The organism is Gordonia sp. UBA7599 (genome assembly GCA_002477755.1).
Classification (GTDB): domain Bacteria; phylum Actinomycetota; class Actinomycetes; order Mycobacteriales; family Mycobacteriaceae; genus Gordonia.
Genome location: DLKD01000004.1, coordinates 19950 through 27633 on the forward strand (window position 1 = coordinate 19950; position 7684 = coordinate 27633).

5 protein-coding genes are annotated in these 7684 nt (G+C 66.7%); 4 read left to right on the plus strand and 1 reads right to left on the minus strand.

The genetic code is table 11. The features are described from left to right. The first annotated feature begins 90 nt into the window (after positions 1 to 90). The gene (locus B4L26_RS00225; RefSeq protein WP_290714405.1) at positions 91 to 1947 is read left to right on the plus strand and encodes a hypothetical protein; all 1857 of its coding nucleotides are present in this window, start codon (positions 91 to 93) and stop codon (positions 1945 to 1947) included. Between the two features lie 48 nt (positions 1948 to 1995). After that, complete coding sequence (locus B4L26_RS00230) at positions 1996 to 4410, plus strand: UvrD-helicase domain-containing protein (protein ID WP_290714406.1); 2415 nt, start codon at positions 1996 to 1998, stop codon at positions 4408 to 4410. A gap of 78 nt (positions 4411 to 4488) precedes the next feature. Here B4L26_RS00230 and B4L26_RS00235 read toward each other — a convergent pair whose 3' ends face one another. Further along, the gene (locus tag B4L26_RS00235) at positions 4489 to 5514 is read right to left on the minus strand and encodes a M23 family metallopeptidase (protein WP_409563490.1); all 1026 of its coding nucleotides are present in this window, start codon (positions 5512 to 5514) and stop codon (positions 4489 to 4491) included. A gap of 337 nt (positions 5515 to 5851) precedes the next feature. Between B4L26_RS00235 and sucC the strand changes: the two genes are divergently transcribed. Further along, a complete protein-coding gene (gene sucC, locus B4L26_RS00240) occupies positions 5852 to 7015 on the plus strand; it encodes an ADP-forming succinate--CoA ligase subunit beta (protein ID WP_290714407.1) in 1164 nt (387 codons plus the stop codon). A 12-nt stretch (positions 7016 to 7027) separates the two neighbouring features. Next, positions 7028 to 7684: succinate--CoA ligase subunit alpha (locus tag B4L26_RS00245; protein ID WP_290714408.1), on the plus strand; the 657-nt coding region annotated here is incomplete at its 3' end.

Consider the following 7684-nt stretch of genomic DNA (forward strand, 5'->3'; position numbering starts at 1 on the left):
AACCTGTCGTTTTCACCGGTTTCCGGGCAAAAGGCCATGCTGATCGTGGGGTCCCCGCTTGGAGAAGACGGCGCCCGTACGATTCGAGGCGTGGATCGTTTGGCTTCAAGAGGTAACGCTCCGGGCAAGCGGTCGGTGGTCGGGCTCGTTGCGGTCGGGTTGATAGCGGCTTACGTCGCGACACGCATCGTGTTGGTCGCGACCGGCGGCTTCTACTGGGACGATCTGATCCTGATCGGGCGGGCCTCAACGCACAACGTGTTCGGGTGGGAGTACCTCACCCACAATCACGATGGGCACTTCATGCCCGGTGCCTTCCTCGTCGCAGGCCTCACGACGCTGCTGGCGCCGACGCACTGGTGGCCGGCGGCGGTCACCCTGGTGGTGCTGGCGACGGCGGTGGCGCTGGCGGTGTGGCGGATGATCCGAATCCTGTCTGACTCGGATTCGGCCCGCTCGCAATGGGCGCAGGTGCTGGTGCTGGCGTTCTTCCTGTTCACGCCGATGACTGTGCCGTCGTACGTGTGGTGGTCGGCCGGTCTCAACTCTTTGCCCATGCAGTTCGCGATGGCCTGGCTGATCGGCGATGCGGTGCTCCTGTGCCGCGGCGGAGTCTCGACCCGGCTCATCGTCGTGCGCAGCTCGCTGATCTACCTGGCGGCGCTGGCGTGCTTCGAGAAGTCGCTCTACATCCTTCCCGTCGTCTTCCTCTCGACGGTGCTGTGGTGCCGATTCGGGCGGGTGCGCACCGACCGCGGCTCGTCGTCGATCCCGGGTCCGCTCGCCGCGGCATTCGTCGGGGCGCGGCCGCTGTGGCAAGTGCTGGCCCCACTGACCGTGGTGTGGGCGGTGGTCTTCCTCTCGGTGACCGGCGGGCAGGGTGCCGCCGGGCAACACAGCGTCGGCCAGACGCTGCACCTGACATGGCGCACGATCAACAACGCGGTGATCCCGTCATTGGTGGGCGGGCCATGGACGTGGGACCGGTGGATCCCGAGCCCGCCGATGGGCTTCGCGCCGCTGTGGCAGATTCTTGCCGGTTGGGCGGTGTTGGCCATCGTCGTCGGTGTGATCGTGAAGCTACGACGCGGCGCTTGGCCGATCGTCGTCGCCGCGGCTGCCTACGTCGTGGCCGCGCAGATCCCGGTGATGTGGAACCGGTCCAGTGCCAACACCGCGCTGGAGCTGGCGCAGACGATGCGGTACCTGCCCGACTCCGCGCTGGTGATGGCCGCGGCGCTGGCCCTCGTGCTGGCCGTACCAGCCCCGGAGCGGGCCGGCACGGCGGAACGTCGGGGTGCACTTCGGGTGGGTGCGGGGGCCGCGGTGGCGGTGCTCGTCGTGTCGTCGGGATGGGGGCTGCTGCACTTCTCGCAGTCGTGGCGCAACAACCCGACTCCCGAGTACCTGCGCACGGCGCGGGCTTCGCTGCAGTCCGACACCGGGCGCACGATGTTCGATCAGGCGCTGCCGCTGGAGATTCTGACGCCGGTGGCGAACCCGGAGAACCAGATCAGCCACACGTTCGGCCGGGTCCGCAACCGTGCCCGGTTCGGGACGGTCACCGACGACCTGAAGGTGCTCGACAAGCGCGGCCGACTCGTCGCCGGCGGTGTGACGCCGGCGCGCACATTCGCAGCCGGGGCGGGCAGCTGCGCCGCGCCGGAGGTGCGCGGTGTGACGCGGGTACCGCTCTCGGGGCCGTTGCTGAACTGGACGTGGACGATCGCGATGGGGTACTGCGCCAACCGCGACGGACAGATGACGGTGGCGCTGGTCGGCGGTACGCCGATGGTCGTCGATGTGCGCGCGGGTTTGCACGTCGTCTACGTGCAGACCACGGGACGGGGCACCGCGATCACGCTGCGCCCGCTGACCCCTGGGCTCGCCGTGCACACCGGGGCGGGCCGTGTCGGCGAAGTCGCCGAGGGTGAGCTGGTGAAGTAGCGCCGGTCCCGGAGACTGTCGGAGGGGCCCGGTAGCCTGGACGGCGAGATGAGTGCTGAGGAACTGCTTCGCGGATTGAACCCACAGCAACGCGAGGCGGTGGTGCACACCGGGTCTCCGTTGCTGATCGTCGCAGGCGCCGGGTCCGGTAAGACGTCGGTACTCACGCGCCGGATCGCTTACCTGTTGGCCGAGCGCGACGTGAGCCCGGGACAGATCCTGGCGATCACGTTCACCAACAAGGCGGCCGCGGAGATGCGCGAGCGCGTCGTCGACCTGGTCGGCGGTGCAGGCCGTGCGATGTGGGTCTCGACGTTCCACTCGATGTGCGTCCGCATCCTGCGCGCACAGTCGGGACTGCTCGGCGAGACGTTGAACTCCAACTTCTCCATCTACGACGCCGACGACTCGCGCCGACTGCTCGGGATGATCATCCGCGATCTGGAACTCGACCCCAAGAAGTTCTCGGCGCGCGGGCTGGCCGTGGCCATCTCCAATTTCAAGAACGAGTTGGTGGCACCCGATCAGGTGGAGATCCCAGAGGGGGCAGCCGATGGCGATGCCGAGGCCGTGATCGCCAAGGTGTACGACATGTACCAACGGCGGCTGCGCAGCGCCAACGCCTTCGACTTCGACGACCTGATCGGCGAGACGGTGGCTCTGCTGCAGCGTCATCCCAATGTCGCGCAGTACTACCGTCGCCGCTTCCGCCACATCCTCGTCGACGAGTACCAGGACACCAACCACGCCCAGTACGTACTCATCCGGGAGCTGACCGGTGACGATGAGAACGCCGATCCGCCACCCGCAGAGCTCTGCGTCGTCGGCGATGCCGACCAGTCGATCTACGCCTTCCGTGGTGCGACGATCCGCAACATCGAGGAGTTCGAGCGGGACTTCCCGAACGCGCAGGCCATCCTGCTCGAGCAGAACTACCGCTCCACCCAGACCATCCTGTCGGCGGCGAACGCGGTCATCGCGCAGAACCCGAACCGGCGTGCCAAGCGGCTGTGGACCGACTCGGGCGACGGCGAGTTGATCGTCGGCTATGTCGCCGATACCGACCGCGACGAGGCCACGTTCATCGCCGGCGAGATCGATGGGCTGACCGACTACTCGATCGGCGGTTCGGCCAGCCGCGCCTACTCCGATATCGCCGTCTTCTACCGCACCAACACCGGCTCGCGTGCAGTGGAGGAAGTCTTCGTCCGCCACGGCATCCCGTACAAGGTGGTCGGCGGCACGAAGTTCTACGAGCGTAAGGAAGTGCGTGACATCGTCGCCTACCTGCGCACCGTCGCCAACCCCGATGACACGGTGAGCCTGCGGCGCATCTTGAACACGCCTCGGCGCGGTATCGGCGACCGCGCGGAGGCATGCGTCGCGGTGCACGCCGAGAACCGTGGGATCAGCTTCTATCAGGCGCTGGTCGAGGCCACGGGGGGAACGGTTCCGCTGCTGAACACGCGCGCGGTCAACCAGATCAGCGGGTTCGTCGACCTTATCGAGGGGCTTCGGCGGGAGTTCCTGGCAGCGTTCGGGTCCGGCGAGGACGCCGACCAGATCGTCGTCGACGCAACGGCGGAGGCCGGCGACGTCGGTGAACTCGTCGAAGCGATCGTCGACCGCACCGGGTATCGAGCCGAGTTGGAGGCGTCGCGCGATCCGCAGGACGGGGCGCGGCTGGACAACCTCAACGAGCTTGTCGCCGTCGCCCGGGATTTCAGCGCCACGGCTGCGGAGGAGGCGGCGCAAGCGCCGGTGGTCGACGACGATGAGGTCGACGGTGAAGGCGAGCCGGAGCCGGGGTCGCTCGCCGCGTTCCTGGAAGGGGTGTCACTGGTCGCCGACGCCGACCAAGTACCCGATTCCGAGGCCGGCGTGGTCACGTTGATGACGCTGCACACCGCGAAGGGCCTGGAGTTCCCGGTCGTATTCGTCACCGGCTGGGAGGACGGACATTTCCCGCACATGCGCTCTCTCGGCGATCCGGCCGAGCTCAGCGAGGAGCGTCGTCTGGCGTACGTGGGAATCACCCGTGCGAAAGAGCGGCTGTATCTAACCCGTGCTTTGATGCGGGCGTCGTGGGGGCAGCCGGTGTCCAACCCGGAGTCGCGCTTCCTCACCGAGATCCCCGGCCACCTGCTGGACTGGCGGCGCACCGAGCCTCGACGCTCGGCGTCGCGTCATCACGCCTCGGGCGCCTTCGGCTTCGGTTCGGGCGGGGGCTTTGGGTCTGACCGCCAGCGCGGCCGTGAGTCGTTCGGCGCTCCGACGCGCGGCCGCAACAGCACCGTGCACTACGACATCGGCGACCGGATGAACCATCCGAAGTACGGCTTGGGCAAGGCGGTGGCCAAGGAGGGCGCCGGTCCGACCGAGCGCATCGTCTTCGATTTTGGTGGCAGCATCGGGCGCATGACGTTCATGACCCTCGGCGGGCTGCCAGGAGAGAAACTGTAGGCGATCTGCTACAGAAACTGACAACAGCTACCGTCGCAACGGTAGCTGTTGTGGGTTTTGGTAGCTGTTGTGTCGGGATTAGCCGACGTAGGCCGACATCCGCACGCCGTGCTGCGCGAGCCACGGCATGGGGTCGATCTTCGTGGTGCCGTTCTTCCACACCTCGAAGTGCACGTGCGGGCCGAAGGAGAAGCCCTCGTTGCCGACCAAGCCGATGACGTCACCGGCGGTGACATGCTGGCCCTTCTGGACCAGGACGCCCGACGATGCCATGTGGCCGTACATGGTGACGGTGCCGTCCTCGGCCCGCACCTGGATCCAGTTGCCGTAGCCCGACGCGGGGCCGGCGTTGATGACGACGCCATCGGTGGCGGCGTGGATCGGGGTGCCCAGCGGAGCGGCGAGGTCAAGGCCGCCATGGAAGGAGCCCCAGCGGTTCGCGAAACCGGAGGTGAAGGTGTACACGCCCAGCGGGATCGGCGAGGTGTACAGCGGGCGGCGCTTGAGGTTTTCCCGCGCCTGCTCGGCGGCGGCCAGCTGCGAGCCCTTGTTGAGTCCGCGCTGGAAGGCGCTCATGTCGGTGTCGGTGCTGCCGGTGACGACGCCGGGACCCAGGTCGGGGGTGCCGTCGGCGGCGGTGGCAGTGGTCGTGGACTTGTCCACGGAGGCCGCGGCCGCCACAGCCGCGACAGCGGCGCCGGCCGCGAGTGCGACAAGTGCGGCTCGACCGCCCTTCAGCGTCGTCGGCGGGGCACTGATGCGGTGCTTGCCGTTCTTGCGCGGCTTCCCCTGGGGGCGCGCGGCGCGCTTGATGGGCAGCTCGTCGAGCTCACCGGATTCGATGAGAGACGGGGCCGGTTCGGGCGTGACGGGCGCCGTCGGGATGGGGGCGTAGGAGGTGCGGTACTCGTACTCCGAGATCACGATGTCCTGGGTGATCTCCGAGCTGGTGACGGTCTTGGGATCCAGGGTGCGCCCGCTGCGGATGGCTCCCGCCCAGTTCACGTTGCTGAGTGTGAGGGTGTCGGACCCGTCATCGAGGTCTGCCGGAGAGATGGTCGGAGTGCGGGCGGCGACGACGGCCGATGCGTCGAGGGGCGCCACAAAACGACGCCCTGCGTGCTCGATTACCCCGTTGCGTTGTTGCGCCACAATCCTGCCTAACTGCCCATCTCGTCGGTCTTCGTAACCATTTCGTGACTTGGCACCCCAACGAAGGTATCGGAGTCGGGGCCTCAAGTCCAATGTTCGGAGTGTTTTGTTGGCGGCGCGTGACAATCTCCACAGATGTTGCCAACCCCCCGCAACCGGGTCTGACCTGCTCTAGCGTTTGTGAGCGGGAGCCGCTCGATGCGTGTGGGCGGCCTGGGTTTAAAGTCCGATGTATCGCCCGCGTCACATCCATTCGCTGGGCGCCATAAAAGAAGAAACGGTGAATCCTATGGATCTCTTCGAATACCAGGCGAAGGAACTTTTCGCCAAGCACGGGGTGCCTGGCACGGCCGGGAGTGTGACTGAGACGGCTGCTGAGGCCCTCGCGATTGCCCAGAAGATCGGCTCTGCTGTGATGGTCAAGGCCCAGGTCAAGACTGGCGGACGCGGTAAGGCCGGCGGCGTGAAGTTCGCCGCTACGCCCGAGGACGCGCTGTCGCACGCCGAGGACATCCTCGGACTCGACATCAAGGGTCACATCGTCAAGAAGCTGCTCATCGCCGAGGCGAGCGATATCGCCGAGGAGTACTACATCTCCTTCCTGCTCGACCGCGCGAACCGGGACTACCTGGCAATGTGCTCGGTCGAAGGCGGGATGGAGATCGAAGAGGTCGCTGCGACCAAGCCCGACCGCCTCGCCCGGATCTCGATCGATCCGGTTGCCGGTGTGGACGTCGCCAAGGCCCGCGAGATCGCCGAAGCGGGACACCTCCCGGCTGAGGTCCTCGACGCCGCCGCGATCACCATCGCCAAGCTCTGGGAGGTCTTCGTCGAGGAAGATGCGCTGCTGGTGGAGGTCAATCCGTTGGTGCGCACCCCCGCAGACCAGATTCTGGCGCTCGACGGCAAGGTCACGCTCGACGGCAACGCCGACTTCCGGCACCCCGACCACGCCGAGTTCGCAGACAAGGATGCCACCGATCCCCTGGAGCTCAAGGCCAAGGAGAACGACCTCAACTACGTCAAACTCGACGGTGAGGTCGGTGTCATCGGCAACGGTGCCGGTCTGGTCATGTCGACGTTGGACGTGGTCGCTTACGCGGGCGAGTTGCACGGCGGCGTGAAGCCGGCCAACTTCCTCGACATCGGCGGCGGCGCCTCGGCCGACGTGATGGCGGCCGGTCTCGACGTCATCCTGGGCGACGAGCAGGTGAAGAGCGTCTTCGTGAACGTCTTCGGCGGCATCACCGCCTGTGATGCGGTGGCCAACGGCATCGTCGGCGCACTGGACAAGCTGGGCTCGGCTGCGAGCAAGCCGCTCGTCGTCCGGCTCGACGGCAACAAGGTCGACGAGGGTCGCAAGATCCTGGCCGATGCGAACCACCCGTTGGTCACGCTCGCCGAAACCATGGACGAAGGCGCCGACAAGGCTGCCGAACTGGCGAGCAAGTGAGGATTTGAAGACATGTCGATCTTTCTGAACAAGGACAACAAGGTCATCGTCCAGGGCATCACCGGCGGTGAGGGCACCAAGCACACCGCACTGATGCTCAAGGCGGGCACCAACGTCGTCGGCGGCGTCAATGCGCGCAAGGCCGGCACGACAGTCAGCCACGTCGACGCCGACGGTAACGCCGTCGAGCTGCCGGTCTTCGCGACCGTCGCCGAGGCCATCGAGAAGACCGGGGCAGACACGTCGATCGCCTTCGTGCCGCCGGCCTTCTCCAAGGACGCCATCATCGAGGCTGTCGACGCGGAGATCCCGCTGTTGGTGGTCATCACCGAGGGCATCCCGGTGCAGGACTCCGCGTACGCGTGGGCCTACAACGTCGACAAGGGTGGGAAGACTCGCATCATCGGTCCGAACTGCCCGGGCATCATCACCCCCGGTGAGGCGCTGGTGGGCATCACGCCCAACAACATCACCGGCAAGGGGCCGATCGGCTTGGTCTCCAAGTCGGGCACCCTGACCTACCAGATGATGTACGAGCTGCGCGACCTGGGCTTCTCCACCGCTATCGGCATCGGCGGTGACCCGGTCATCGGCACCACCCACATCGATGCCATCGAGGCGTTCGAGAAGGATCCGGAGACCAAGCTCATCGTCATGATCGGCGAGATC